Origin of the sequence: Rhodococcus sp. NJ-530 (genome assembly GCF_003860625.1) — a bacterium.
Classification (GTDB): domain Bacteria; phylum Actinomycetota; class Actinomycetes; order Mycobacteriales; family Mycobacteriaceae; genus Rhodococcus_F; species Rhodococcus_F qingshengii.
Window position 1 is genome coordinate 4,274,839 of the sequence record NZ_CP034152.1, and the last position, 26,762, is coordinate 4,301,600.

At 58.7% G+C, this 26,762-nt stretch carries 22 protein-coding genes and 1 pseudogene; 6 read left to right on the top strand and 17 right to left on the bottom strand.

The window, feature by feature from the left end:
• Positions 1–5: 5 nt before the first annotated feature.
• Positions 6–1,442 (top strand): ATP-binding protein, encoded by a 1,437-nt coding sequence (locus tag EHW12_RS19900; RefSeq protein WP_003941311.1) that lies wholly within the window; start codon positions 6–8, stop codon positions 1,440–1,442.
• A 69-nt stretch (positions 1,443–1,511) separates the two neighbouring features.
• Positions 1,512–1,865 (top strand): UBP-type zinc finger domain-containing protein, encoded by a 354-nt coding sequence (locus EHW12_RS19905; RefSeq protein ID WP_003941317.1) that lies wholly within the window; start codon positions 1,512–1,514, stop codon positions 1,863–1,865.
• A 1-nt stretch (position 1,866) separates the two neighbouring features.
• Here the strand turns inward: EHW12_RS19905 and EHW12_RS19910 are convergent, their stop codons facing one another.
• The 4 genes from EHW12_RS19910 to EHW12_RS19925 form a co-directional block, all read right to left on the bottom strand.
• A complete protein-coding gene (locus EHW12_RS19910; RefSeq protein ID WP_054827361.1) occupies positions 1,867–2,193 on the bottom strand; it encodes a hypothetical protein in 327 nt (108 codons plus the stop codon).
• Positions 2,194–2,236: 43 nt separating this feature from the next.
• A complete protein-coding gene (locus tag EHW12_RS19915) occupies positions 2,237–2,728 on the bottom strand; it encodes a DUF3558 domain-containing protein (RefSeq protein ID WP_241199182.1) in 492 nt (163 codons plus the stop codon).
• Between the two features lie 68 nt (positions 2,729–2,796).
• Positions 2,797–3,150 carry a hypothetical protein gene (locus tag EHW12_RS35385; RefSeq protein ID WP_241199004.1) on the bottom strand — a complete coding sequence of 118 codons (354 nt, stop codon included), beginning with the start codon at positions 3,148–3,150 and terminating at the stop codon, positions 2,797–2,799.
• Positions 3,151–3,180: 30 nt separating this feature from the next.
• A complete protein-coding gene (locus tag EHW12_RS19925) occupies positions 3,181–3,675 on the bottom strand; it encodes a DUF3558 domain-containing protein (RefSeq protein WP_065455820.1) in 495 nt (164 codons plus the stop codon).
• Between the two features lie 176 nt (positions 3,676–3,851).
• Between EHW12_RS19925 and EHW12_RS19930 the strand changes: the two genes are divergently transcribed.
• Complete coding sequence (locus EHW12_RS19930; RefSeq protein ID WP_003941279.1) at positions 3,852–4,907, top strand: 2,3-butanediol dehydrogenase; 1,056 nt, start codon at positions 3,852–3,854, stop codon at positions 4,905–4,907.
• Here EHW12_RS19930 and EHW12_RS19935 read toward each other — a convergent pair.
• From EHW12_RS19935 to EHW12_RS19945, 3 genes and pseudogenes are all read right to left on the bottom strand, one after another.
• Positions 4,897–5,220, bottom strand: a complete 324-nt coding sequence (locus tag EHW12_RS19935) for a ferredoxin family protein (protein WP_007726052.1) — start codon at positions 5,218–5,220, stop codon at positions 4,897–4,899. The two genes, EHW12_RS19930 and EHW12_RS19935, sit on opposite strands and share 11 nt — an antisense overlap.
• Positions 5,217–6,804 (bottom strand): annotated as a pseudogene (locus EHW12_RS19940) (FAD-binding protein). Before EHW12_RS19940 ends, EHW12_RS19935 begins: the two are co-directional and overlap by 4 nt.
• A gap of 125 nt (positions 6,805–6,929) precedes the next feature.
• Positions 6,930–7,175, bottom strand: a complete 246-nt coding sequence (locus EHW12_RS19945; RefSeq protein WP_020908376.1) for a hypothetical protein — start codon at positions 7,173–7,175, stop codon at positions 6,930–6,932.
• A 273-nt stretch (positions 7,176–7,448) separates the two neighbouring features.
• On the opposite strand from EHW12_RS19945, the gene EHW12_RS19950 reads away from it, so the two are divergent.
• Positions 7,449–7,778, top strand: coding sequence for a helix-turn-helix domain-containing protein (locus EHW12_RS19950; protein WP_320443258.1), 330 nt, complete (start codon positions 7,449–7,451; stop codon positions 7,776–7,778).
• On the opposite strand, the gene EHW12_RS19955 is transcribed toward EHW12_RS19950, so the two are convergent.
• The 5 genes from EHW12_RS19955 to EHW12_RS19970 all read right to left on the bottom strand — a co-directional run bounded on the left by EHW12_RS19955 (position 7,775) and on the right by EHW12_RS19970 (position 13,706).
• Complete coding sequence (locus EHW12_RS19955; RefSeq protein ID WP_125051541.1) at positions 7,775–9,568, bottom strand: long-chain fatty acid--CoA ligase; 1,794 nt, start codon at positions 9,566–9,568, stop codon at positions 7,775–7,777. The genes EHW12_RS19950 and EHW12_RS19955 overlap by 4 nt on opposite strands.
• Positions 9,565–10,026, bottom strand: coding sequence for a MarR family winged helix-turn-helix transcriptional regulator (locus EHW12_RS19960; protein ID WP_080726576.1), 462 nt, complete (start codon positions 10,024–10,026; stop codon positions 9,565–9,567). The genes EHW12_RS19955 and EHW12_RS19960 overlap by 4 nt, the downstream gene beginning before the upstream one ends.
• 85 nt (positions 10,027–10,111) lie before the next feature.
• A complete protein-coding gene (locus tag EHW12_RS35390; protein WP_003941363.1) occupies positions 10,112–10,243 on the bottom strand; it encodes a putative transporter small subunit in 132 nt (43 codons plus the stop codon).
• Between the two features lie 27 nt (positions 10,244–10,270).
• Entirely contained in the window at positions 10,271–11,938 is a 1,668-nt protein-coding gene (locus EHW12_RS19965) for a sodium:solute symporter family protein (protein ID WP_125051542.1), read from the bottom strand.
• Positions 11,939–12,311: 373 nt separating this feature from the next.
• Positions 12,312–13,706, bottom strand: a complete 1,395-nt coding sequence (locus tag EHW12_RS19970) for a plasmid pRiA4b ORF-3 family protein (protein ID WP_241199005.1) — start codon at positions 13,704–13,706, stop codon at positions 12,312–12,314.
• A 243-nt stretch (positions 13,707–13,949) separates the two neighbouring features.
• Here EHW12_RS19970 and EHW12_RS19975 point away from each other — a divergent pair, with 243 nt between their 5' ends.
• Together EHW12_RS19975 and EHW12_RS35395 are read left to right on the top strand one after the other, a co-directional pair.
• Positions 13,950–14,546 carry a hypothetical protein gene (locus EHW12_RS19975; protein WP_125051544.1) on the top strand — a complete coding sequence of 199 codons (597 nt, stop codon included), beginning with the start codon at positions 13,950–13,952 and terminating at the stop codon, positions 14,544–14,546.
• Positions 14,547–15,172: 626 nt separating this feature from the next.
• Positions 15,173–15,496 (top strand): hypothetical protein, encoded by a 324-nt coding sequence (locus EHW12_RS35395; RefSeq protein WP_241199006.1) that lies wholly within the window; start codon positions 15,173–15,175, stop codon positions 15,494–15,496.
• 43 nt (positions 15,497–15,539) lie between these two features.
• Here EHW12_RS35395 and EHW12_RS19985 read toward each other — a convergent pair whose 3' ends face one another.
• From EHW12_RS19985 to EHW12_RS20005, 5 genes are read right to left on the bottom strand one after another with little or no spacing between them, the layout of a single operon-like run.
• Entirely contained in the window at positions 15,540–16,121 is a 582-nt protein-coding gene (locus tag EHW12_RS19985; RefSeq protein WP_190287643.1) for a hypothetical protein, read from the bottom strand.
• Positions 16,114–18,288, bottom strand: a complete 2,175-nt coding sequence (locus EHW12_RS19990) for a UvrD-helicase domain-containing protein (RefSeq protein ID WP_164490592.1) — start codon at positions 18,286–18,288, stop codon at positions 16,114–16,116. Before EHW12_RS19990 ends, EHW12_RS19985 begins: the two co-directional genes overlap by 8 nt.
• The gene (locus EHW12_RS19995) at positions 18,285–24,635 is read right to left on the bottom strand and encodes a DEAD/DEAH box helicase (protein ID WP_125051546.1); all 6,351 of its coding nucleotides are present in this window, start codon (positions 24,633–24,635) and stop codon (positions 18,285–18,287) included. The genes EHW12_RS19990 and EHW12_RS19995 overlap by 4 nt, the downstream gene beginning before the upstream one ends.
• Positions 24,628–25,449 (bottom strand): hypothetical protein, encoded by an 822-nt coding sequence (locus tag EHW12_RS20000; RefSeq protein WP_125051548.1) that lies wholly within the window; start codon positions 25,447–25,449, stop codon positions 24,628–24,630. Before EHW12_RS20000 ends, EHW12_RS19995 begins: the two co-directional genes overlap by 8 nt.
• Positions 25,446–26,744, bottom strand: coding sequence for a hypothetical protein (locus EHW12_RS20005; protein WP_125051550.1), 1,299 nt, complete (start codon positions 26,742–26,744; stop codon positions 25,446–25,448). Before EHW12_RS20005 ends, EHW12_RS20000 begins: the two co-directional genes overlap by 4 nt.
• Positions 26,745–26,762 lie beyond the last annotated feature (18 nt).

The window sequence follows — 26,762 nt, forward strand, 5'->3', positions numbered from 1 at the left end:
ATTCGATGTCCATTCCTGAATGCAGCCCAGACTTGCTTCGCACCCTGTTCCTGTTCGAGAAGCTCACCGACGATCAGCTCGAATCACTGTGCCAGGCAGGTCATATCACCGAGATCGATCGAGGTCAGGTCTACCTCGAAGGTGAGCCTGCCACCTGCTTCTACGTCCTCATCGAGGGCGAGGTGGTGCTGTCCAAGCTGTCGGGCGGCGAAGACATCGAGATCAACAGGACCACCCAGCGCGGCGTCTACTCGGGAGGCTGGACGGCGTATCTCGGCGATCGTGTACCGCAGGTCTACGCGGGGTCGATGCGAGTGACGACTCCTTCGACGTTTTTCGTCCTGGACGCCGACAAGTTCGGCAACGCGATGCGCGAGTGGTTTCCAATGGCGGTTCATCTACTCGAAGGTGTTTTCTTCGGCAAGAAGAACACTCAGCAGATCATCGATCAGCGAGAGCGACTCCTTGCACTCGGATCACTGTCGGCCGGGTTGACTCACGAGCTCAATAACCCTGCAGCCGCGGCGGTTCGAGCGACAGCCTCTTTGCGCGAGCGTGTCGCAGGCATGCGTCACAAACTGGGAATGGTCGCATCGGGCACCTACGACCGCGATGCCCTCGTCACTCTCATGCGACTTCAAGAGGAAGTTGCAGAGGTTGTCGCCAAGGCGCCGACGCTCACTCCCCTCGAAGCCTCGGATCGAGAGGATTCGTTGGGTGAATGGTTCGAAGATCATTCGATTCGAGAGGGTTGGGATCTGGCTCCGACCTTCGTGCAGGCTGGTCTCGACACCGCTTGGCTCGAGAATGTTGCTGCAGCCGTAGACGAGTCGGTGCTAGAAGGCGCAATTCGCTGGCTGAATTACACCATCGAATCCGAACTCCTGATGAACGAGATCGCCGACTCCACAACGAGAATCTCGACGCTCGTCGGTGCGGCGAAACAGTATTCTCAGATGGACCGCGCTCCCTTCCAGACCATCGATGTCCACGAATTGCTCGACAGCACGTTGATCATGTTGGGGCAAAAGATCGGAAGCGGAATCGAAGTCGTCAAGGAATACGACCTCGCGCTGCCACCGATCGACGCCTACGCCGCCGAACTCAATCAGGTGTGGACCAACCTGATCGACAATGCGGTGTCTGCCATGGACGGATCGGGAACACTCACCGTTCGGACAAGCCGCGATGGCGACCGCGTGTGCATCGAGATCTGCGACACCGGCGCCGGGATTCCCGATGACGTCATCGACAGGATCTTCGAACCCTTCTTCACGACTAAGCCTGTTGGTGAGGGAACCGGTCTCGGCCTTGATATTTCGTGGCGAATTGTGGTCGGCAAGCATCGTGGTGAGCTTCGGGTCACGTCGGAGCCCGGTAACACCCGGTTCAGAGTTTTGCTGCCCATCGCGGGCCCACCGCGGGATACGCGCGACGACTAGCCACCTTGCACGGCCGGTAGGCAAAGCGCACGATGAAATGACCGACTTCAGTCAGCGAGAGGGTGGACCATGACCGACGGACTTCCAGCGGGGATCGATCCGAGTGTGCCGCCCAGTGGCGCGGGATGCGTTGAATGCGATGCGAGCGGCGGTTGGTGGGTGCACCTGCGTCGATGCGCGCAATGCGGTCACGTGGGGTGTTGCGACTCCTCACCGTCACAGCACGCGAGCAAGCATGCGGCCTCGACAAAGCATCCGTTCATGCAGAGCTACGAACCCGGTGAGGATTGGTTCTGGAGCTTCGAAACCAACGAGGCGTACGACGGACCTGAATTGGCTGCGCCCACTTCACATCCCGTAGATCAGCCGACGCCGGGGCCTAAGGGTCGTGTCCCGGCCGATTGGCAGCAACACATCCACTGACTCAGTTCGGTTGGTCGATCGACCTCAAAGTCGAGACGTTCGACGACTCCTGATCCAATGCGTTGTCGATGCAGGCTTGAAACTGAGCCTGCATTGCCTCCACGACCGCGATATGACTCGCCAACACATCGACGAGCGCATCGTGGCCACCGACGGCCTTCTCCTCGAACTTAGCCTGTAGTGCCTGTGCGGATCCTAGGGTTCCGAACCCTGTCAATTGACCGAGTAGTGCGGCGGAGTTCAGTGCTGCCTCGAACTGCGCGCGGAGTTCAGCGCAAGCCGTGATCAGCTCGCCGGCGACTTTGGCATCAAGATACAAATTCGACATGTGACTCCTGTGTTCGAGGGTGTAGCTGCAATCAGGACCGCTGTCACGGGAGCAATGGAATCACTGTCTCGGCAATTCGTTCCACCAGCGTGCACGGCGTCTCGGCGCGCGCCGCACCGACCTTGGCGCCGACGCGGATCACCGCGGTGGATTGAGAGGTCGCGAACGCGACGTTGCAAGCAGAATCTGTTTTGTCATTGCGTTCCTGGTATATCAGGACTTCGCGCCCGGCGATTTGGGCTCGATGAAGGTCGCGCATGACTGGATTCTGTTCGACCTCTACGAGCGGATGATCGGTCGATGTCAGAGACAAGAAGTACCACCCACCGTTCCACGAGCAAATGTTGAAACCATCGATATGCGTGTCAACGATGTCAACCTCTTTTGTTGCCGGGTCGACTCCGACTTTCTCCAATTCCTCATTGCCGAGAACCTCACACGGATCAAACATCCCAATCACATCGACAGGGAAAGCCTCACCGTCGACCGTCGACGAACAACCCCCAACCAACAGCGCGGCCGCGACCAAGACCACTGCACCCCTCACTCCCACAGCACTCCCCCTCATTCGCTGCCCGGACACTCCAGCGACACTTCGCTGCCTCAATTTGGCAGGTCGACCGACCTCAAAGTCGAGACGTTCGACGACTCCTGATCCAATGCGTTGTCGATGCAGGCTTGAAACTGAGCCTGCATTGCCTCCACGACCGCGATATGACTCGCCAACACATCGACGAGCGCATCGTGGCCACCGACGGCCTTCTCCTCGAACTTCGTCTGAAGCGCTCGACCTGATGCGAGCGTCCCTAAACCACCAACCCAACTCAGTTTCGCAGCAGCAACAGACAAATGCACCAACGTCATTTGGTATTCGCCGCATGCCGTAACTAGCAATCGCGCCGTGTCCGGATCCAGCGAGAACGAAACCTCGGCCCCGGAGTCCTCATTTGAACTCATGCGTAGCACCACCTTCATCAAGCGAGCGATTCATCTGGGGAGCTCCGGGAAGAGTTTGTCGGTAATCGTCGACGCGAGGCCACACGGGTCGATCGGCGTCTCACCGAAATCTGGGGCGATCCGAACGATCAGCACCCCCTGATTGGTCGTCCAAGCTACTGAGCAAATCTGTCCGGTCGCATCGTCACGCTGCCCGAACTTGATAGCAGGGCCGCCATGAACATTCGCAGCCCTTACATCGGCATTGTTGGTGTTCGCTTCGACTTCGTCGAGAGTGTGGTCTGTTGACCAGACGCTCAGCGAAATTCCCGTCCCATCCCATGAGCAGATTTCAAATCGTGGAATCTGAACTCCAAGAATCCCGCGTTCCTCAGTCGCCGGATCAACGCCGACATACCGCAAGGCGCTGTCGCTAATGCCGCTACAAGGGTCAAATAGCCCAACAGCCTCGTCGGCTCGTACTGCATGCCCCTCGACCGTCGAGGAACAACCCCCAACCAACAGCGCGGCCGCGACCAAGACCACTGCACCCCTCACTCCCACAGCACTCCCCCTCGTTCGCGGCCCGCTCACAGTATTGGACGCTCACCAGCACCGATCGGTTCCACCCCATTGCATTCCGTTGCAACCCTTCACCCACGCCGATAATCGGCCTAGCGTCGATCTACCAGGGGATTCACAACGAAGTGAGGTGCGGATCAATGAAGGCAGCACGGTTCCACGGGCAGAAAGACATCCGGATCGAAGAGATCCCTGAGCCCGAATTGCGGCCAGGAACAGTCAAGCTGAAGGTCGCATGGTGCGGAATCTGCGGCACCGATCTCCACGAGTACCTCGAGGGACCGATCTTCATCTCCGCACCGGGCCACCCGCATCCACTCTCACACGAGAATGCGCCGGTCACGATGGGCCACGAGTTCTCCGGCACCGTCGAAGAGGTCGGCGAAGGTGTCACGGACGTCGAGGTCGGTGAAAATGTTGTCGTCGAGCCGTACTTCGTCTGCAACGAGTGCGCCCCGTGCAAGGCGGGCAACTACCACCTGTGTACGAAGATGGGGTTCATCGGCTTGGCCGGCGGCGGTGGCGGACTCAGCGAGAAGGTCGTCGTCGACCGTCGCTGGATCCACAAGATCGGCAACATCCCGCTCGACGAGGCAGCTCTCATCGAACCGTTGAGCGTCGCCCATCACGCCGTCGTACGCAGTGGAGCCGAAAGCGGCAACGTCGCCATCGTGGGCGGAGCCGGACCGATCGGACTCCTCGTTGCGGCAGTCCTCAAGGGTCTGGGTGTCACGACGATCGTCACCGAACTCAGCGAGGCCCGCAAAGCCAAGGCCCTCTCCAGTGGAGTCGCCGACTACGTCATCGATCCCACCACCGAAGACGTCAAAGCGCGCGTCCTCGAACTCAGCGGAGGCATCGGCGCAGACATCGGTTTCGAGTGCGCAGGCGTCAACGCAGTACTCGACACCATGCTCGACACGGTCAGGCCTGCTGGAGTTGTTGTCAACGTGTCGATTTGGGGCAAGCCCGCGACCATTGACATGCAGAAGCTGGTCCTCAAGGAAATCGACCTACGCGGAACCATCGCGTACGTACGCGACCATGAAGCGGTCATCAAGATGGTCCAGGACGGTGTCGTCGATCTGGCGCCATTCATCACCGGTCGTATTCAGCTCGAAGAATTGATCTCCGAAGGATTCACCACTCTGATCGAGCACAACGACACTGCAGTCAAGATTCTCGTCAGGTCGTGACCGGACGGGGCACCTCCGGGCCCACCGCAGTCAGCGACCCAGGTGCCCGCCCCTTGCCCCATCCGATCTTCTCTCGGTAGCGGCCGATGTGATCGTCCTCGATCACATCGGCCGTTTCCAATGGTGTGGATTGCGGATGCACATACAGCGCATCCGTCGGGCAATATGCCTCACACATGAAGCAGGTCTGGCAATCCGATTGGCGCGCAATCACCGGGACGCCCGAGGGCGTCCGGTCGAAAACATCTGTAGGACAAACGTCTACGCACTTGTCGCAACCGATGCAGTCAGGCGCGGACACCAGCTCGATCATGACGCCACCAATGCAGACCCGACAGGTTCCGACGTTCGGGTCCACACCGAATCCAAACCTCCGGTGAGAACGTGATGATGCTGCGTTCCATCGAGTTCGGGATAATCGTCACGCTTGCTCATTCCCCGAGTCTCGGTCCGCGCCAACGTCGAGTGGTACATCCAGCGACCGACGGCCGTGATCGCGGCAGCCTGCCGCGCCGCCATCCGACCTGCTGGATCCGCGCCCAGATCCGCACTCACTGCACCCCACAGCGATTCGAGCTCACCGAGCGCTGCGGATACTCGATCACCGCTGCGGAGGTAGTTCTTGTCGAAGGGAATGAGCTGCGCCTGAGCAGCTTTCACCACATCGTCGGCAGCAAACCCGGTTCGTACCGGATTACGCAATCCGACGGTTCCGGCTCCGCGAAGACCACTGGTAGACCCACGTCCGACCGACAGCGCATAGCGCGCAGCACCGGTTCCCGCCCACGAACCAGAAGACATCGCCCACGCGGCGTTGTGACTTCCCCCGCCGGTAAACCCTCCGCAGATTCGCTCGCGGGTCGCAGCGTCCCCGGCGGCAAACAGTCCTGGAACGGATGACGCGCAATCGTCATCGACGACGTTGATTCCCCCAGTGCCGCGCACCGTGCCTTCAGCGAGCATGCCGACCTCGAATTTGTCGGTGAAGGGATCGATTCCGCGGCGATCGAATTGCAGGAAGAAGTTGGGTTGCCCCAGCCTCATTCGACGCTGCACCTCAGCGTCGGCTCGATCGATCTGCGCGAAGACGGGCTCGTTCCGCAACGTGCTGGCGATGACGGACCTCCCCTTCGCCGAACCGGCCCCTTCGAGCACTCTTCCGTCTGCGTGGAAGAACGTTGCGAACGCGTAGTAAGCCGTCTTGGTGATCGTCGATCCGGCCGCTGCGATTCCGTACGCGTTGGAGAACTCCATGCCGGAGAACTCGGCTCCGACTTCCGCTGCCATCAATGCACCGTCACCGGTATCGACGTTGGTGCCCAGCGCACCGGACAGAAACGCACAACCTCCGCTGGCGACCACTACCGCGCCTGCCGAGACGCGGTAGTCCTGATGTTCGTGACGCTGGTATCCGGCGACTCCGCGAACTCGGCCCTCACCGTCCACCAACAACTCCAGTGCCGGCGAATGGTCGAGGATCCGCACTCCGGCTCGACGAATCCAGGTGCGCATCCGTCGCATGTACTCAGGTCCCTGCAAGCCGGTGCGGATCTGCTTGCCCGTGCTGGGGTCGACGGGGAACGGATATCTGCCCTCCACCGCGAGGAGATCCATGTTGGAGTAGGTCTGCTCGAGGACGCGGTCCATCCAATGGTGGTCGGCAAGATATCCGCCGAGCGCCTCACGACCGGCCTTTGCCCGCTCACGGGCAGTCGTATCCGGTTCGACGTACCAAACACCCGTTCCGGAGGGGCCGTTGCGCCGCTCGTTCCGCAGTAGCCCTTGTCGACCAGGACGACGTCTGCACCGGCTTTGGCCGCGCGCAACGCTGCCCACGCGCCGGCGGGCCACCACCGATCACCAATACATCGGTGGAGAGTTCGAGGACGTCCGTCACTGGCCAGCTCCTGTCAGAGGTCTACGCAACACTTCTGTTGCCGTAATATTCCTCGGACGAACTACCCAGCGCCACAGTCAGAATCACTGTGAACTCAACCGGTCACCATCGCATCGACAGATGTGCTACGACGCTTCCCGCTCCTCGTCGGTGCACAACGCGGAGTACTTGGCGAAGGCTTCCTGCAAGGTCAGCGATTTGCGTCGCTCGGCGATGTCGCGGGGCTTTCCCTGTGCAACGCATCGACGAGCATGCTCGATCACAGCTTCACGAATGACGCTGGAAATGTCCGCGCCCGTGAGCTCTTGGAGGGTCTCTAGGGCCCTCAGTTCCTCTACGTCGAATCTCACCGTTACCGATCGTCTAGCCACGCTCAGGATGTTACTTGCGGGTACACCAAATTTGGTGAGTTACATATGCGTCGAGTCGAATATCTTTGGGCGCCAAACCCTTCGAATTCCGATCTACGTGGGTAAATAGTTTTCCACTCACGGCACTCATGTAATGCAACGCACACGGCGCTAGCCAGCGTGCCGACGGACACTGTCGCTGTCTATGCTTGCGAAACACTGCCTTCGATCGGAGATAATCGCGTGAGCATCGACCACATTGTTTCCGCAGTCGACGGCGACGCTGCCGAGCGGATCAAGACGGCTCTGGCCCAGAGAGCTGAAACCTCGACGGACACGACCTCGCTGGTGTTCGACGGCGTGAGCATCGAGATTCCGCCGTCGGTCGGCGACGCCGTCGTGCAGCTCCTGACCTACCTCGCTGCCGGAGACAGCGTCGCCCTCGGGCCAGTCGCAGAGCTCCTCACCACCTCGCAGGCAGCAGAGATCCTCGGCGTTTCGGACACGTATGTACGCAAACTCGCCGACGCCGGGAAACTTCCGATCGAACTACGCGGCACCCACCGCAGGTTCCGCCTCGATGACGTGATGGCCTACCGCGAGCAGTTCCCCAAACGCGCCTAGCTCTTCGCGTACATTCCTTGGATCTCTTTCGAGAACCGATCGACGACGACATTGCGCTTGATCTTGAGCGTCGCTGTCATCTCACCGTCTTCCTCGGTCAGATCGCGATCGAGAATGACGAACTTCTTGATCGACTCCGCATGTGAGACAGCGGCATTGGCGTCGTCGACGGCCTTCTGCAGCTCCGCTCGAAGGTCCTTGTCGTCACGTAGTTCGGCGACGGTGGCACCAGAAGGCTTGCCGTTCTCGGCCTTCCACTTCTCGAACACCTCGGGGTCGACGGTCAGCAGCGCCGTGATGTAGGTCTTCCCGTCACCGACGACGACTGCCTGCGAGACGATGGAATGTGAACGGATACGGTCTTCCATCGGGCCGGGCGAGACGTTCTTGCCGCCCGCCGTCACCAGTAGATCCTTCTTGCGTCCCGTGATGGAAAGGTAACCGTCGCTGTCGAGTTCACCGAGATCCCCGGTGCGCATCCAGCCGTTGACAAACGACTCTTCGGTGGCCTTGTCGTTCTTCCAGTAGCCCTTGAAGACAACCCCGCCGTTGAGTTCGATCTCGCCGTCCTCGGCGATGCGAACCCCGTTGCCGCCCATCGGCTGTCCGACGGTTCCGATCTTCTGAGCACCCGGGACGTTGACGCAGTGCGCCGCAGTGGTTTCAGTGAGACCGTAACCCTCGTAGATCGGAACTCCGAGCCCACGGAAGAAGTGCCCCAGCTCAGGAGTCAGGGCGCCGCCGCCGGAGATCGCGAACCAGCACTCGCCGCCGAGAGCCTCACGAAGCTTCGAATACACGAGCTTGTCTGCCACTGCGTGCTTCGCCTTCAAGATCAGCGAGGGACCGCCATTGTCGAGCGCTTGGCTGTATTCCTTGGCGGTGGCTTCGGCGAAAGCGAAGATCGCGCCTGGGATCTTTCCACCGGACTCCGCCTTGCGTGCTGCGCCGTCACGAACTTTTTCGAAGACACGCGGAACACCGAGGATGGTGTTGGGCTTGTATCGCTCGAATTGGGTTGTGATGGTGGCAAAGTCGGACCAGTGGGCCTGCGACGCACCAGCTTCGAACGTCGCGAGGGACACCGCGCGGGCCAGTACGTGAGCGAGCGGCAGGAAGGTCAGGACTCGGTTTCCCGGAACCGCCACCTTGCCGATCGATGCCGTGAGAATCCCGCGCACCTCGGACAGGAAGTTGCGGTGCGTGAGGATGCATCCCTTGGGACGGCCTGTCGTGCCGGAGGTGTAGACGAGTGACGCCAGATCGTCGGCCTTGATGCCCGCGAGTCGCTTCTTCAGCTCGGTGTCGTCGACGTCGGCACCCTGTGCGGTTAGCTTCTCGACTGCTCCGTCGTCGATCTGCATGACGGCTTTGAGAGTGCTTGGCGCGTCCTGGAACAGCTGCTCGTGCGCGCCGGTTTCGACGATTGCGATGACGGCCTCGGAGTCTTCGAGGATCCAGCTGACCTGCCCCTGAGACGACGAGTCGTAGATCGGGACGGTAGCGGCGCCGGCCGCCCAGATGGCGAAGTCGAAGAGCGTCCACTCGTATCGGGTCGCGGAGAGGAGTGCGACGCGGTCGCCTGCCTGCACGCCAGCGGCGATGAGACCGTTTGCGACGCCGGTGACCTGCTCGGCGAACTCTTTGGCTGTGACGTCTACCCAACCCTCGCCCTTGGGGCGGGAGAACACCGTCAGTTCGGGCGTGCGCTCGGCGTGAGTGAAGACGGTGTGCACCACGGACTCGTTGTCGGAGATGGTGAACTGGGCTTTGGCGCTGTACTCACTCACAGGGTGTCATCTCCGTTGGTCTGCGATTCGATGCTGGTTCTGAAGCGGTGGAGTGCGCGGGCGAAGTCTGCGACCTCGGACTCGGTCCAATCGTGCAGCCTGCCGGCGACTTGGTCGAGCCGACGCGCGTCGGCGGCGTCGAGGTATTTGCGGCCAGCCTCCGTGAGGTGCAGCGGATTGCCCTGACGAACGGATCCCGGATCGGCATATACCCAGCCTGCCTCGATGCACCCGCGCACTTGGCGCGAGATGGTCGAGCGGTTGACGCCGAAGACTTCGGAGATCTCCGTGGCCTTGCATCCGTCATTGCGGCCGATGAAGGAGAGGAACGAATGCTGGGCGATCGACGGGTGGTCATCGGAATGCCGATCCCCCGTCATCAACTGCCGCGTCAGGTGCACCAGCTCGTCATGAACGGCTGGTGGACCGGTGAGCGCCATTGCTCCGTCGTGTTGCACTGGGCAACTATAACGCTGCCCCCAGTGTCCGACGCAATATGACCGCCGCCACCGACAAGAAGTCCGTCGGTGGCGGCGTGAAAAGTTAGACCAGATCCTCACCGTTGCGGCGAGCAGTTGCCCAATCCTTGAAGAATCCCTTGCTGATGACTCCCAGCACGACCAAGACCAACGCCGGCCAGATCAGAACATAAATGGTCAGTAGAGCTGTACTCATTCGTATTCCTTCCACTTGTCTCGACGGTTACTTTCCGGACGCTCCCACGGCAGGAAGCTCGTCATCGTCGAAGTCTCCCGTCCGCTGCTTGATCAGTTCGAAATCGAACGTCTCACGCTGATTGACGGACATCGCAAAGCACACGACGGTACTGACGGCATAGGCCACCAAAGATCCGCTGAGCGTTGGGTAGTCGTGCAGGAAGCCGATCGCGAACGGCGCGGACAGCACGATCGCCAGGCCACCGACGATCTGCGCAACCTTCAGACCGAAGAATCCAAATACCATGAGTCCCAGCACCACTCCGATACCGATAACGGCAACGATGTCGGAGAAGAGCCCGAACATCCCATCCATCGGCACCCAACTGAATCGGACGGGCAAGAAGGCGGCAAGCGCCACCAGAACCGACACAGTGAAGGCCTTGTTGGTGACCTTTCCCCAATAGAAGCTCGCGATAACCGGGAACACCAGCGCGCCCCACAGCGCGCCGACGAACACCAACAGATCAAGAATGCTCAGTTGCAGACTTGCCAAGGAGATAGCCGCCGCCGTGGCAACTATCATCGTTACTCGGCCGATGAGCAGCATCCGTCGAGGGTTCGCATTGGCCTTGCCTGCGACGGCTTGGCCGTAAACGTCGGTCATCACGATGGACGAGAGCGCAGCAAGGTCCGAGTCTGCCGTCGATGACAGCGCGCCGATGATCATGACAAAGAAGACGGCCAGCAAAATTCCGGGCAGGTACGACGCGGCCATCTGCGGAATCAGGTTGTTGACGTCACCATCCATCGGCTCGATTCCGAGGTACAGAGCGAGAACACCCAGCATTCCGACACCAATGACCGTTGCGCCGTATCCGACGGTTGCGGTGATGAAGGTGGGCTTGATCAGGTCTTCGCGGACCGCGAACAGACGTTGGGCAATGGTCTGGTTGCCGATTGCGTAGGCAAGAACTGCCGCGATGTACGGCGCGCCCTGCTCGAAGAAGGCAACGCTCGAGAAGAAGTTGCCCTGCTCAGCAGTAAGGTTGCCTGCCCCGGATTCGAAGGCTGCCGGGAACCCTGCCGCACAGAAGATGAACGGCACCAAAACCGCTACCGCACCGAGCATTCCGATCAGCTGAACGAAGTCGGTCAACACCGAAGCGCGGAAGCCCGACCACAACGTGTACAGCAAAACGCCCAGCGCAACGACGAACACACCCTGGATGAAGTTGAACGGCGAAAGCAATGCGATCAGCAGACCACCGGCGAGGAAGTTCGACATCAAACTGATGAGACTGCCGACGATATTGGAGCCCGCGAGCATCAGCTGACTCGAGCGTCCATGCCGCGCGTACATGACCTCAGCCAGCGTGTGGGCTTTCGGCGCTACTTTGCGAATTCGCTGGCCAAACGGATAAATGAAGAGAATCATCAACGCGCCCCATAAACCGTAGTGAATGGGGCCGGAGATTCCGTAGGTGTAGCCAGAAGTGGCGGATGCATACATCGACGACGCCCAAATCCAGGTGGCCGTCATACTCGCGGCCGAAACACCAAATCCTAACTTGTTTCCGGCGGTCATAAAACCGTCGGCATTTTCCTTCCTCTTACCAATACGAAGAGAAATCAGAAAAGTTCCACCATAAAAAGCAACAAGCAGTGAAACGATTACCAAGGTACTGAACTGGACCATGTCGGACCCCGTCACATGCCACATCCTTCGCACATAATCGGCAGAGCAAAGCACAAAACCCCTGTTCAGGATCTTTGCGCTTCGTTTCTGCACGCCCTAGGAGCGACCGCCATACCAACACCGGTCACATATTCAATTGACTAGCAACACGCACTTCGTCTTTTCGGAAACCCAACCTCCACAAAATAAATCTTCTGCGCAAGCTTTTGGCTCTACCACGCAATTCAACAACTGAGAATCGACCATAGCATGATGGCAATTTCGAACAAAAACTCCGATATTTTCCCACCCGAAAATATTCATGATTCCGCCGCGGAAAAATCGTGCGCTTCCAGCGCATATAACAACTCCGCATCGATTGAAATCGATGCTGGATTCGAGCGCTCAGCTACTTCGACAGGACCATCCTGGCAAACCGTCGACCCCACTCGGGATCGGCGGAAACATGCTGGTCCAGCGGATTGGAGACAATCGCCCCGATCATTCGCAGGTACACAAGAGTGTCTCGCACCATCCACGTCCAATCGTCGTCCCCGAGTCGTGTTCCGTCTGTTGTCGACCAACCCAATGCCGTGAGGCCTTCGATCATCACTTCACTACGTTCGGACTCCGACAAGCCGGCAGCCAACGTAAGGAACAGAATTCGGCCGGCTTCCTGCGCCAACTCACCCTTTCCCAACGGCATGGCCGTCACGATGTGACGCCACAGCTCGCCTTCATATGCAAGCACTGACGCTCCGAGTCGAGTCAGAATCAAAGTGCCTCGGAGTTTCCGGACAAATCCCAGTGTCTTGGCGGCTTCAACGAGTACTGCCAATTGCGAGTCACTCCCTGCCGTGACATCGATCCAGTCACTGCCCCAATCGAGTTCGTCTCGGGCGTCCGCAACATGGTCCGAAGGAAGTGCCCCGGACGCCGTCAACGCAATCCCACCGACTCGCGCGGAGTTCAGCAGCCACAGCAGTTGGCAGGTTGCTCCCTCACGCATCACCTCGAAATAGTTGTCATATCCGCCACGAAACTCCGATTTGGCAACTGCGGCAAACAGTTTCGGCGCGGAATGAACCGACAGTCGGCGCAAGAAGTTCTCGAACAGCGAGCTTTCCACGGGCGGTGATTTATGCAATGCCACTGCAATGGTGACTGCTGCATTGGACTCTGCGGAAACAAAACGTTCGGGATCGAACAGTCCGGTACTCGCCTGCACGTTCAGGAACTCGCGATACCCGATCGGACCGCCAGAATCCTCCGGCGGGCACGCTCTCTCGCCGTCGAGACAGGATGGCTCAGGAATCGGCTGGTCTTCGACAATCTGCTCGAGAACCAACGTGTGACTCCACCTTGCGCGGGCGTTGTACTCATAACGGACGTACTCCCCTACCGCAGTAACTGCCTCGTCGATCCGGACTTCATCCTCACCAAACTCGTCTTCCTGGTATCCGTCGCGCTCGATCACCTCTGGCGCGATATATCGATCTGGGCCATTGTCCGTTGAATGATGGACACTCACCCACTGATGAGCGTGTTGATCTCCCCACCCCATCACCGCCTGCACAATCGAATGAAGTTGGTCCAGTTCGGTATTCGACGGAACCGAAAACCGTCTCCAAATAGGCGGCGTGATGCAATCGAGTTCGATCCGCATGACAAAGTTCGCCACCTCCGGCCGTCGACGCTGATTCCGCATCTGCCTCGGCGTAAGGACCTTCATCTGGCTTTGCGCCGCTTGATATTCAGCTACCAAACGCAGATGTGAAGCTCGCCGAACTCTCTGACCCGTCATGCATGGAGGCTAGATCTACCTACCTACAGCCGAGATACTCACTGCCACAAGGTTGCCCGATTTGTCGGGGCTCGCACGACGTCGTTGGTCGGCTGTCAAGTCCTGATCAGCGCGGACCTGCGCAGGCATTATTAATCATCCACTGCGCGGACAATAGTGTGCGCCGATTACCGTAGACCTGACAGCTACCGCACGAAAACAGTGCCCAGCGCCTGCTCGGACTGGCACAGAACATGAGGATCCATGAGCGACCAAGACACGACCGCCGACCAGCCCCTCCACATCAACGGCGCAATTGCCTTGGTGACGGACGAGCGCGACGAATTGGTTCGCCTGTGCGTTCAAACTCTCGCCGAACTACTGGGCAGTGAGCCTGCCACCGATGACGACGGCGACATCGTCGTGCCGGTTCACGGGTTTGTCGTCTACGTGACAGTTGCGGATGACGGCCCTCAGATCAACGTCTGGTCTTCGGTTCTGACCGGCCTCGGCAATCCCTCGCATGCTGCGACTCGACTGATCGAACTCGCGCAGGAATGGCCGCGCCTGCGCTTCGCCTTCAGCGGCGACCACCTACTGGTCTCCACGATGCTCGACGCCGATCCCTTCGCGCCGCAGCATCTGCTGAACCTGATCGACGAGGTTCACGACTTCACTCACGAACTCGACGACGATTTTGCTGAATCCTTCGGAGGGTCCCTCGACTGCGACGCGGATGACGACAGCTATGCCGGAGACTGCAATCCCGGCGGTTGCGACGGAGACTGTGACTGCGCATGCGGCGATGAAGCAGACGGCGAGCTCAGCATCAGGGCGGTCACCTCGACGCCCAGCAAGTAAGCAATAACCCACGGCTAGTATTGCGTACGTGCATCTCTGCGATTGCGGAGATGCACGCACGCTGACGTTTGTCGTCGCTTCGCGGGACGCCGGAAGCCTTCGACGGCGAACGCCAGTTCGGACAATTGAGCGAAGTGCGAGCGCGGCTATACCGCTACGGTCGCGAAACGTGCCGGGATCGCCACATACCGATCGAAGACGCTGGATTCGAACCGCCAGAGGCACGCGTTTACTGGTGCCAGTCAAGAATTTATGATCTGCACATTCTCGACGACGAAGCCAGCGTCGACCTCGACTGCTGGAACTCCACCTGCGCGATTCCGAGCACGAGATTCAGCTACGCGGTCGAAACGACGCTGGAAGAATCGTCACCGAGGGATAGCAACCGGGCAGCGAAATGACCTTCGGCCTGGCAGCGAACTCATTATCGCGACCCACGACGGTCTCGGACTGCTATTTCTCTGCGGCGTGGCAAAGCGCTCATCCGGGACGCCGCTTTCCGACGTATTCGGCGCACCAGTCCGAAGGGCGAGGATCCGCTACAGCCGATCAAGTCCATCCTCGATTACTGCTTGAAAACTCGCACGTTGCCAGCCATCCACCGCGGCACCTGGTCAGGGCGACCCGTGACGCCTGGTGTAGGAGTTTCTCTCCTTGCTGCATTCATGTGGGCCGCTGAGGTCTCAGAGGCAGATAGCCGTGCCCAGTTGATCGACCAATTCGGTGCCTCGACCCTGATTCACGAAGGCTGGCTGGAAGATCCAGCGGTCAGCGGTTTGACACTTCGCAGGTACCACCGTTACACCCAACTGCTCAGTTCGTGGGCAACCACTGCCCAAACCCGCCCCGAGCTGATCGAAATGTGGCTGATCAAACGCTGGATGGCTCGGGTTCAAGAGGCTCGGCGGGGCGGACGCGCGATGCCCACGCAGTTCTGGACTTCTAGATGACGTCATCCCAATGCCACGCCCCTCTAGCAACGATTCGAGCAGGCTAGTGATCGTCGCAAACACCCGAACGCGGCAGCTGAACCCGACAGGTCGGACACAAGGCAGCAATTGGTTCTGGTTGAGGTTTCGCTCTCCGCCGCTGGGCAATGATCGCCGGCGGTAGAGCCGGGACGCCGCCCTCTGCGGGGATAGCAGCACCGAAGTACTTGTAGCACTCCAGTCGCGCCTCAGCTGCGTGTTGATCGAGGTCTTCAGGGACCTCGAGTCCAGCGACTTCGAGTACGTAGCGGTACCCATCACCAACACTCTGATCCTGCTTGACACATAATGCAGTCAGCGATGGTAGCTCCTCGGCGGCGGTTCGGTCGACGACCTGACCGAGCACACCACCGATCCAGTTCCGCATCTGCGAGCGGCTCCGAATACCGGTGCTCGCCTGAACTTTTTCGGCAAGATCCTTGTAGGTAATGAACGAGTGATAGTTCGACGCAACGTCCACGAGAACGTCAAAAGCAGCATCAGCCCACGCCGACGTGGCGTCCTTGAACTGGACAGCAGTACCGTCCGAAACTCGCCAGGTTCCTGGAGTCTGCACACCTTCTAGCTCCGGACTCAGTTCACTCACAATGCTTCTCCACCAAGTCGGAAATCTTCCCTGTGCCGAACAGTGCCAGTTGCTCCCGAGCACGCGAGCCCGCGACATAAAGAATCCGGCGCAGCTTTAGTTCCCCTTGAACCCGATCCACCCCGGTCAATCTTTTGACGTAGAACGGCGGGAACTCGCCTTCGCCGAGCCTGCACATTGCAACTGCACGGAACTCCAGCCCCTTCGCCCGGTGCATCGTCATCACTCGGACTGCGTCTCCACTCTTGTCCTCGTCTGACCGGTCGGTCACGATGACGCTCTGGATGCCCGAGGATTGGAGAGATTCAGCTAGGTCTTTAACGCTGTCTTTGTCCAACGCGAAGACTGCGATGTCGGAGAGATTCAAGCCTTCGCCGACCCATTTCTGAACCTGGGCAGAAAGACCCTTGTTCTCATCCGCGATGTTTTTACGTACGAGGACCTCAGGCGCAGGCCCGCCGAAGACTGACCGCGCACCCGCGAGGGTGTCCGCTGCCAGATCGAGGTCGTCGACTTCAGTGTCTGCGACGCCCAAGCACCATTGCAGAATTTCTTTCGATGTTCGGTAGTTGATCGTGAGGCGACGCGATCGGCCCCTCGTCTCAATTCCGTAGCGAGAGAGCGGCGCCGGGCGGCCGTAGATGCGTTGGTGGGCATCACCAACGATGAACATGTCGTCGCTATCGGCAGGCACCAACGCTCGCAGCAGCTTCCAATGGGCAGGATGAAGATCCTGCGCCTCGTCAACCACTACATGTCGATACCCCAGTTGGTCGCGAAGCGTCGTGTCGGACAGCAATATTGCGGCTGCTTGAGAGGCCAGCTGAGTGAAGGTCATCAGACCCTGGGACCGCATCAAGCTTTCGAATTGCTCGATTACCTTCCAGACATCAGCGCGCTGAGGCCGGCTCAGACGCTGACTCCGACCACTTCGGGGCACTCTGAGATAGCCGGCTTCATCGACAATCGCATTGCCCAAGACAACCTGCGACCATTCATCGGCCAAGAAAGTGGCGTCCCAGGTTCCCGTGGCAACCAATGCCGCGGAAGACCACAGTTCTCTCACCTCGGAACTATCGGACGACACAAACTTCGTGTTTGCGACTGCAATTCGTCCGGCATCCGATGCGGTGACAACCCGTCGGGCCAAGGCGTCGATGTTGACCACATCAACTCGATCCAGGACCTTGGGTCCGGCCAGCTGCTTGAGTTGCGATTCGATCGTCCGCGCAAGGTTCTTGGTGAATGTAGTGAACAAAACCTTCGTCGCGGCTTCTTGCGAATCGAGCTGTCGAGCAAGGAATCTCGCGCGGTGAATCGCCGTTACGGTCTTGCCTGTGCCAGCTCCACCCGTAACACGGAAGGGGCCATTCCAACCCTTGTGGGTCGCGAGTTTGCGCTGAAGTGGATGCAGCCACACGCGCCATTTCGCGAAGTCTCCTTCAAGAACAGCTCGAAGCTCGTCTTCATTTTCACCGTCGAAGCTTGTGAAGCTCAGTCGTGACAGCGGTCGTTGCAGTGCAGCGGAGAGATCCTCGACGTCGACTTCACCAGGCTCGTCAACCACGAGGTCTGCCCACACATCATCCGGGCTCTTGCCGTACACCAAATCAAGCACAGCACTGCCTTGCGACGAAGGTAGTGCAGTGACAATGGATTCCAGGGTGTCCTCGTCCGACACCTTCTTCAACTGCTCGGCAATCTCGGATTCGACGCCAAATCGTTCCAGGTCCTTCTGACTGACCTTCGCAGGCATCAAAGGTTTGACGGTATCGGTCGACTGCTGAACCTGTCGCGCTTTGTCCACGGCTTCGTCAAGAGCCAATGAGTCGAACAGCTCGGCCGCACCAGTCTTCGGGTTTACCTGAAGCGTGAGCTTGCTGGCGTACTCGTACGCGTCATCATGTTTCTTCACTGCGACGAGGTACAGGGTGCTGGTTTCCGAATCCTCGCCTGCAGCAATAAGAACAGCACGATAGTTGTCAGTAACTCGAGCGGTACGCACGTGTTTGGTTTTTGCGAGCTTCGGGATCTTGAAATCCAACCCGGTTGCATCCGGGTCCTGCTGCAACTTCACCATGAAACTGAGTACGCGACTGCGTACGCTGCCGTCGAGGCTGTCATAGGAGTCTTGAAACAGGTCATGCATCAGGACGTGTGTCTTCACTTGCTACTCCCATTCACGGCATTCTCCAGATCACGGGCAAGCGTATCCGGAACGTTCTCGTCCTCGACGGTTTGTACTGTCCATCCGTCCTTCGCGAGCCATTGGTCACGGTCGTGGTCGATATCAACGACGACGGCAACCTTTGCAGCGGGCCACGCAAGTTCTACCTGCCAGATACTTTGATCTGGGCCCACTTCTGCACCAGCTTCTGGCACATCCATGGCGGCTGCTGCCATGATCTCGATCAGCTTCGCAAGGACTGGATCTGTGTAGTCCCGAACTACAGCCCATTCAGGCGCTAGCTCGGCGCTCTGTCCGGCGGTTGTGGACTGCGCAGGCGCCGACAGAGGAATGTGCGACTGAGCCAACGGATCAACGGAACGTCGAGTCCAAATCTCCACCATCCGCATCGGCATCTGATGTCCAAAACGCGGAAGAGTCAGGAATTGCAGAACGTTCGCCCACCGTAGCCATTCGCGCCATCGCGCTGCATGCTCAGGACCACCAATCTCTGTGTGGCGGTCGTCCAGCACGCTGAGTACTCCCGTTGTGGCAACGTGGTCCTTGGGATCGGCAACGACGATCAGCGGTAATCCACTCAAGCCGTTCCGGGGTACCAGCATTACGGTTCCGTCTGATTCTAAATCGGCTTTGGTGCCACCGAGGAATGAATTCAGGCTCGTCTCAAAGCTTCCCGGCTTCACCATAATCGGTGCATCCGATCCGTGTCTTCCCGGATTCACAATGGCCAATACGGTCCCTTGTGCGCCATCACCCCACACTTCTGCGTCGGGATCAGCCAGGTACTCGATCAGGAAGTCGATCGGATTGCCCCACAACAGTTTCAAACGGGGATCGTCGATGCCAACACTCGCAGCATTCTGTACCTGTTGGTGGACGAGGTCCGGCACCGCAGCCTTCAGAGAATTCGAGATAAAGGCCTGGACATCGTCCCAAGATATCGACCACACTCGCCGACCATCACGGCGCAATGCATCACGTTTCACCGCATCGTCGTCGGTTCGGTTGTGCTCAACACTCGCATGGAATTTCGCGCCGTCCAGGTACACCGCAACGTCGCACCCCTGTGCGTCGCTTCGTGTCAGGAGGAAGTCCGGTTGCGTCGCAATCGATCCTGCCCTGACGTCAACCAGTGGTCGCATTCGCCACCGCCGGGGCTCTCCGTCGGGATTCGCGAGTCGCAGGTCAAGCTCTTCGCCCTTGGACCCGATAGCAGCTTCGATTGACCATCCATCTCGAGACGCGATCCTTTCCTTGAGCGCCTCACGGAACTGCAGTTCCAGTTCGCTGAGCTGAACTTTGGCTATGTCGACTGTGCTGACGGTCGGAATCTTCTCGACATCCCAATCTTGAAGGAAGTTTTCGAGCAGTCCCAATGCCGATTCTCTTGACGCATTGGGCATTTCACGAGACTGAAGCACTCCGTACAAGCATCGGTGGCATGCTGCACGGCCTTCTAGTCTGCACGGGCATGCTGCAAGAACGTCCCGCGCGAGGGTGAGAATATGCCGCAACCGTTCAGGCTGCCCGAAGCGGTCGAGGTAGCCGGTGCCACCGGGGACGGTGTCGTGCAAGACGAGGAAGCGCCTCACCGAACCCATCCCGTCACTCATACTCGAGGCGACAACCGCAAGGTGCTGGGGGTCGCCACCGAAATCTCGCCGCAGTCCGAGTAGCAACGCGCCCTTGAAGGACGTCATCGTCGTCTCGAAATGCAGCAACGAAACCGGCAGCAACAGCCGGACAGCCTGCGTTTTCAGTTCATGGGAGAGCAGCAGCTTCTCCCATCTTTCAGCTGTGCCTCGCCTAGTCGCGCAGTAGCCCCTGTGACGGGCCTTATCCTTTTCGGTCGCCTTCTTAGCCACGACGCCGCAGTGGGAACACGTGGTAAATCCGGCTGCCGACAGTGTCTCTCCGGCGATGATCGTCTCATTACCGGGCACGTCGCCTAGACCGACATTGATCGAACGAATCACCGCGGAACGTGCGTACTCGGCGCCGAAGACGGTCTCTTTCAACTTCCATGCGTCGACGATGTCCGCGGGGTCTATGTCAACCCCTGTGACACGGCCGAAGTATGTCTTGGTTCTGTCGTCAGCGTCCTCGTCGATCAGTACATCATCGAGACGATGTACTGCGGAAACTCGCCGCAATGGCAGAACCTTGTGTACCGCACCGGCATCGGTCACTGCCGAGCTATGGCATCGCGGACATGCGGCCAGCGGCGCCGAAGGGTTGGTTGTCCCCCAGCCACACGACGGGCACAGCCTGGTATTCGCCCACAGTGGTTGCGAAAGCGGCCCGACGTCGACGGCATCGACCTCCACTCGTTTGCCGCTGGCATAGAAGTACGCTCCCGGCGCCAACTCGGTGAGTGCGCTACTGCTGCTTCGTTCGTAGGTGAGGTCGAGTGCTTGCGGTTCTGGAGAATCGCCTTCGTTTGCGGTCCACCACAGATGGACATCGAGCGTGGTGGAATCGTCGAGCAGGTTGTAGTTCGGCAGTAGGCCCACCCCACTCAAGCCTGTCAACGTCTCTTGACGTCCGCGCTCACGTAGTTGATCGCCAAGTGCTCGCGACTCCCCCATACAGCGCTTTCGGTCATCCTTTTGCTTGTCGTCGAGATGACCGTGCTTGTCGATCTCCGCCACAGTTTTGGCGAGATCGTTGAGACGGCTGCGAATTTCGTCAGAATCCGTTTGCCACGCCAGCGCTACTCGCGCCGCGCTCTCACGGAGCCCTCCGCCAGCGAAGTCCTTCACCGCGGACTGCGCTTCCGGCACAAGCTTCTTACCGAACAGCCCAAGGAACTCTGAGCTCAGAGAGTCAGCGTCCGCAGTCGCAGCGTCGACCACAGCACGCAACCACGCTCCATCCGCCATACCTCCGCTCAACGCTGCGCTGAGCTTGGGTGGCATCACAGGTACGACGCCGAGACCACCAGTTGCGAGGCGGTCCAACGCGAATGCGAAGAACTGGCGGTAGAGCAACTCCGTCGCATTGAGGTATGCACCAGGTGGCAGCACCTCCCCGGCGAGCAGGTGGCCTGGCTGGGCAAAGTAGTAGAGGTCCCGCGGCGAACTAGGCACGGCCGCGAGAACGAACGCATTACCTGTCGAACGGCCGGCACGTCCGATCCGCTGAAGATAGCTCGCGGTGGACCGTGGCAGCGAGGCTAGCGCGACGGTACTCAGATCGCCGATGTCGATACCGAGTTCCAATGTCGGTGTACACGCGAGGATGTTGGGGTCAACAGGCGAGCCGCCGCTCTTGAAGCGCGCCTCCACTTCCTCTCGTTCTTCCCTGTCGAGCAGTCCGGTGTGCTCCGCACTCACGATGCGGCGAATACGTCCCGACTGATACATCTTCCGGTAGAAGTTTTCGGACTCCATCTCGACTAATGCCAGAGTGCCCGGGCACCGCATTCGTGGGCACGACGCCCCGGTCCACAGTGACTGCCGCTGCTTCGAGCTCGGCTGCACGTGATGACAGATCGGGCACTGCAACCGAGCAATGTCATTGGGGTCCAGAATGATCCGGTCCGGAGTGATGCCGTAAACCTTGGATCCCTTTTCGCCACTGCGTCGTTCGAGTGGCCCGTCTTCGCTTGAGAGAGAGTCGATCACGTCTGCGAGTAGCGCTCTAGCTTCTGGCGCCGTCACTCCAAGGCACCGCCTCGTCCAATCGGTCAGCCAGGACTCACCCCGAGGATTGACCGCCATGAAGTCTGTGTCACCAGCCGCACCGGTGGTCAAAAAGCCGGGAGCCGGTCGCCCAAGCGGGAATTTAGGCATTCCCTCAGCGCTACCGCCCCAAATCGACCAGCGCCTGCCTTCATCACGGATGTAGCGCGTAAGCCATTGGTGGTAGACGCCGCCGTTCACCCGAAGATGCTCCAACAACCCCAAGATCCAGATGTCGTAGCGAGGGCCGCCCACGGACTCAGATTCAAGCTCGAGCTGTTGTGGCCTCTGGTCAGGTACCTCAAGACTGAGCTGACCTGACGGCCCCCCGCTCAGATTCAGGCTCAGCTGTGGCAGGTTCTGGTGAATGTCGTGAGCGCGCTGCGAAAACAGAGTCAGGTCGACGTCAACATCGACGGCCATCGCGCCAGTGAGCTCGAGCGTACGACCCACGCGGGCATTCAGCCCTGCTTCCAGTTGCGCTTGGAAGGCGATCCGCACTCCCAACAGTTCACGCATCCACCCTCTAGGATCGTTCTCCAACCACGCGCCATCGACTCCCGTACGACGTACAAAGTCCGGCGGAGTGATCGAGTAAAGCTGATCGACGGGAATGTCGGCGACAAGCCGGTCCGACGTTTCCTTGAGAGTTGTCCGTTCGCCGTGAGTCGCGCCCAGCAGAGCGGATCGAAAGTTGAATTGGAACGCGCGCCCCTCAATGAATGCCGCACGGTGTGCGGCATCCTGCACCGAATCGGTGAAGACGAGGGTCTTCTTCTCGCTATCGGCTAGAAGAGTGGATCCGAACTCACTGGTGAGCCCAACACTCAGGAGCGTGGCAACACTCGATCCCATGAATCGGATTGCGTTCTTCGCGCCACACGAGGGGCATGTCTGATCGAATGCCGCCTTTTCATCTGGAGTGCAATGGACCGCAAGAGAATTCGCACTCGGGACCGACCCGATCTCAAGCGTATCTGGGTCGATGTAGCTGACGCCTTTGTCACTTTCATCAGCGAGGAGCAGAGCACGTGTTTTGAATCGGGTGGTCAGCCGGGCACTGTCTCGCCAGATTGTGACGGGATCATGGCCGAGCTCATCACCGAGCTCTGTTGTCGTTGCAATCCATCCGGAGTGTCCGCACACGCGGCAATGTGCCGCGGGCAGAAACGTGCCTTCCGTTGGTAACCCGTCGTGCCACCAGTCGAATCTGGTTTCGCGACTGAGACTTCGGAGCATGCGAGTCAGTTCCCGTACCCACAGCTGAACCTGGACGTTGATCATCGGCCGCAGGTTGCCGTTGTCATCCTTGATTCTCGCAACGGACATCAACGCAAGGAACTTGAGCAGCGCCTGCTGCACCTCGAGAGGTTTCGTCGAGTTATGCACCCCCCACGGGAGGACACCGGCCTGAGTGATCCTCGTGACCGCATCAGCCGGTGTGAGGGGCTCACCACCAAGAGTGTCAATTATGACTCGAGTCAGGAAGTGTGTCCGGAGAGTTTCGCCAATTTCTACCGGGTCGGCATAGTCAATCTCAGCCGCGTGCGCGCCAGGTTCCGCCGAGGGCTGGAGGACGGCTCGCGCCAACGGTTCCCATGATCCGGTGACTGAGGCATCTACCTCCGGAGCATCCAGGATCGCGTCGACCGAGGGGATCTCAAGCCCAAAGTCGACGTGCGGCACAACATCTGCAGCAGACAATGAGGTTTCGGTGATCAACGATTCGAGGGCGAACTCAGTGCCGAAGATCGTTTCAGCGAACTCTCGCAGTTCATCCGACCGAACACCTCCACCAAGTGTCGCGGAAGTTGCGACAGGAGTGATACGCCCCAGCGGCCGTCCGTCCTCAGCCACTCCAGTCCGCGCGCCGAGCCTACGAATGAGCATCGCTACATCGGTTCCCTGAGCCCCGTCGTAGGTGTGAAACTCATCGAGCACCAGGTATTGCAGCGTTGCAGCAGCGTTGTCCCACAATGGTTTATCGCCTGAGCGAACCAGCAGCAGATCGAGCATCTTGTAGTTGGTCAGCAGAATGTCGGGCGGGTTCTTCCGTAGCTCGTCGCGGTGGTCGATCAGCTGATTTCGAGTGCGAGTCCTTCGCCTGCCCTCGCCACCGATGTAAACACCTGCGGTGACCTCACTGAGCAGAGGATCGTCGTGGAGATAGTTTGCGAGTCGACGAGCCTGGTCAGTGACCAGTGCGTTCATCGGATACAGGATGACCGCTTTGATCCCCCGCTCGCCACGAGCGGCCGACCGCCGAGCATGGTCAAGGAGCGGGACGAGGAAAGACTCGGTTTTACCTGAACCAGTTCCCGTGGTCACGATCGTCGGCTGCGCGGCTCGTCCATGCGTCGAGAGCCGATCGAATGCCTGCGCTTGATGCTGAAAGGGCTGGAATCCCTTCGGCATCCATTCCAGCGGCGATTTCCAACTCTTCGCCACTTGTTGGTACGGCGTGCGCAGCTTAAGGTAGGGCCCCCGAAAAATCCCGGTCTCGGGATCTCGCAGGAACTCGCTGAGCGCCTTACCCGCGTTGGCATCTGCCAGCGAGAAGGTGGTGGAGAGGTACTCGGTGATTGAGTCCCGCGTTTCCTCCGCCAATAGCGACGGAAAGGTCGGGGAGGATTCCTTAGCCATTCAGCCCAAGCCTCCGCTCAAATTCGGCGTAGGCAATACGCATCTCGGCTTCACGGTTGGGCTTGTAGAACCACGGTTCATCGTGGTTCGCATCCGCGGGGAAGGGTACATAGCGATCGAGAAGGTCACCACAGTCTTCCTTGTCGAGATATGCCTGAAGGAGTTTGTAGTCTTCCTTCTGTTGCTTAATACCTTGCGCGTGATGGTCCTTCGCGATCTTTCGCCCCTTCGCATCGAAGTACATCTCGTACTCGTACTTGCGCAGCACGGGGAATTGTGCTCGGTACAGCAAAATTAGATGCTCCGAAGAAATTCCTAACATCAAGGCGGCCAATGCATCGATCTCAACTAAAGCGGCCCGTCGATCAATTTCCAATCTAAGCGGAGATTCTTTCGTCCAAATCCTGCCTGTCGCCCCCAGACTGCAAGTATTTGGAATACTGGCTGCCCAGAAATCGTCATCGAAAGACTCAAGATAAACAGATTCCCACAGCTCTGAGTAATCTCTTGTTAGACAGTTTAGGCGAAGAGACCTCAACATCAGCATTGGAGCCGCGGCATGCTCCAGGGGCGCCGGAAATTTATCAATCAATTCGGCTTGAACACCGGTTCGTCCACTAACTTTCACCATGTAGTCATAGGGTAAGGATGCCCACAGCCCCGCAACAATTGAGGTCATTCGAAGATTCTCATGCGCATATTCAGCCCCGCCATCAGGCTTTCCCACCTGCATTGAATGAACCGTGTGCGTATGCGCAGCACCTGGAGGAATAATCGCAGCATGTAAAGACCTTTCAAGTCCTGGCTGCGTCATACGGCGCCATGCAATCCGCCAAAAATCTGTCGCTGCCTGACCCCCCACTTCGGAACTGCATCGTCGTACCTTTCACGGCCCGCCGCTCGTCTATAGTTCGTTCGCGGTATGACAGATTCCGGCAGTGCAGCAAGATCCCAACTAGAATAGTCCGACTTGCTCCTACACGGATCATTCGGCTCCTTCGCAAATGGATTAGCTACACTAAAGTGTGGACCTTGAAGTATGACCTCTGACCAATTATTAGGACGTTCAGTCTTCCATTCGATGTATCCGTCCTTCTTGGAACTCTTCTCATTCCATAAGAACACCCAACGGTACCCAATGTCAGACATTCGCGTGGTTTGGTTTGAAAGAATTGACAACAATGAGACCTGTTCAACTGTCAAAGGCCTCAAAAGCCGTGATTCCAGTGCAGGTGTTCCATTTTCATCAAATATTCGCGCCCAATCCGATAAGATCTCCTGATCAATCCAGGTAATTCGAGATGCGTGCGGTCGCAAATCGCGGCCACCCCATTCATACTGAATTCCGGGAAGTTCCCCCATGCCGTCATGTTCAAAAGAAGAATCGATTGTAGCTGGATCCGCCAATGAACTCATTTGAGCAAAATTGACATCAGAAATGTCACCGTACACGTGTAGGCCAAACACCGCCATGCCTCCGACGCCTTCAAAAAGACCCAGCTCATTGAAAAACTGAAAATGCCGACGCAGCCGGCGATAGGTATGGCTTCGAAACTCCCCGGCATTCGGATCGGAAAAGTGCCCTTCAGGGTGAATTAAGCCGGAGATCCCCCCCGCGGCACCATTTCTCCATACCTGCTCCATGAAATTCGTATAGAGGTTAGTCCGAATTCCAGACAGCTTTGGATATCCAACGGTGGAACTAAGATGCTCCGCGGTACCTGCCCACTCCACAAGGTCTGCCAAGTATTTATTCGATACATGCCGGGAGCGGAGCAAATCATCGCGCCGCACAGAAAGTACCTTTTCCGGAATCTTATCCTGCAACAAGAAATATGGATCAAAATCGGCCAAGATCGGCGATTCCCACCAATCTGGCCGTACCCATGGCGGGTTTCCAACTTGAAGAGTGAACCCGCCCTCGCGAAATACATGAGCAAAATCGAGCTCCCAGTGAAAAAATCCTTGGTCGTCTGCGATGCTGCGCGCCGTTCCGAGCCATTCATGCTTCGAAACTAACTGCCACACAGGCCGCATCCCGTAGAAGCCGCGCTCAAGTTCATCCATCTTCGACAGCTGATCGAAGCTCTCGACCGTCTCGTGGAACATGCCCTGGTCCTCTACACC

Coding starts and splice junctions, on each gene's coding strand:
- EHW12_RS19900 (WP_003941311.1), top strand. CDS start 6: ATGTCCATTCCTGAATGCAGCCCAGACTTGCTTCGCACCCTGTTCCTG.
- EHW12_RS19905 (WP_003941317.1), top strand. CDS start 1,512: ATGACCGACGGACTTCCAGCGGGGATCGATCCGAGTGTGCCGCCCAGT.
- EHW12_RS19910 (WP_054827361.1), bottom strand. CDS start 2,193: ATGTCGAATTTGTATCTTGATGCCAAAGTCGCCGGCGAGCTGATCACG.
- EHW12_RS35385 (WP_241199004.1), bottom strand. CDS start 3,150: ATGAGTTCAAATGAGGACTCCGGGGCCGAGGTTTCGTTCTCGCTGGAT.
- EHW12_RS19930 (WP_003941279.1), top strand. CDS start 3,852: ATGAAGGCAGCACGGTTCCACGGGCAGAAAGACATCCGGATCGAAGAG.
- EHW12_RS19935 (WP_007726052.1), bottom strand. CDS start 5,220: ATGATCGAGCTGGTGTCCGCGCCTGACTGCATCGGTTGCGACAAGTGC.
- EHW12_RS35390 (WP_003941363.1), bottom strand. CDS start 10,243: ATGAGTACAGCTCTACTGACCATTTATGTTCTGATCTGGCCGGCGTTG.
- EHW12_RS19970 (WP_241199005.1), bottom strand. CDS start 13,706: ATGACGGGTCAGAGAGTTCGGCGAGCTTCACATCTGCGTTTGGTAGCT.
- EHW12_RS19975 (WP_125051544.1), top strand. CDS start 13,950: ATGAGCGACCAAGACACGACCGCCGACCAGCCCCTCCACATCAACGGC.
- EHW12_RS19995 (WP_125051546.1), bottom strand. CDS start 24,635: ATGGCTAAGGAATCCTCCCCGACCTTTCCGTCGCTATTGGCGGAGGAA.
- EHW12_RS20000 (WP_125051548.1), bottom strand. CDS start 25,449: ATGACGCAGCCAGGACTTGAAAGGTCTTTACATGCTGCGATTATTCCT.
- EHW12_RS20005 (WP_125051550.1), bottom strand. CDS start 26,744: ATGTTCCACGAGACGGTCGAGAGCTTCGATCAGCTGTCGAAGATGGAT.